Origin of the sequence: Pseudomonas sp. Ant30-3 (assembly GCF_000690905.1) — a bacterium.
GTDB lineage: Bacteria > Pseudomonadota > Gammaproteobacteria > Pseudomonadales > Pseudomonadaceae > Aquipseudomonas.
On the sequence record NZ_JMCL01000120.1, the window covers coordinates 1 to 449 of the forward strand.

2 rRNA genes are annotated in these 449 nt (G+C 50.8%); both read right to left on the minus strand.

The annotated features are described in order from the left end of the window. Positions 1 to 51: 51 nt before the first annotated feature. A 5S ribosomal RNA gene (gene rrf, locus DU29_RS0125455) occupies positions 52 to 167 on the minus strand. 156 nt (positions 168 to 323) lie between these two features. Continuing rightward, positions 324 to 449: ribosomal RNA gene (locus DU29_RS0125460) — 23S ribosomal RNA — on the minus strand; the annotation flags it as partial.

The following is a 449-nucleotide window of genomic DNA, read 5'->3' on the forward strand; positions in this document are numbered from 1 at the left end:
GCCAAAACAAAACCCCTACCTGCATACGCAGATAGGGGTTTCGGAATTTAATCTTGACGATGACCTACTCTCACATGGGGAAACCCCACACTACCATCGGCGATGCATCGTTTCACTGCTGAGTTCGGGATGGGATCAGGTGGTTCCAATGCTCTATGGTCGTCAAGAAATTCGGGTACCGAGTCGTGGCCAGCTGGCCGCGCTTCAGCAAATTGGGTATGTGATAGCTTTCGGTGTTTGTGAGCATCGAACTTTCGGTTCATCTCGTCTTCACACACCGCAATCTGGTGCTCATTAGAGCAAGCAAATTGCTTGGGTGTTATATGGTCAAGCCTCACGGGCAATTAGTATTGGTTAGCTCAACGCCTCACAGCGCTTACACACCCAACCTATCAACGTCGTAGTCTTCGACGGCCCTTCAGGGGACTCAAGGTCCCAGTGAGATCTCA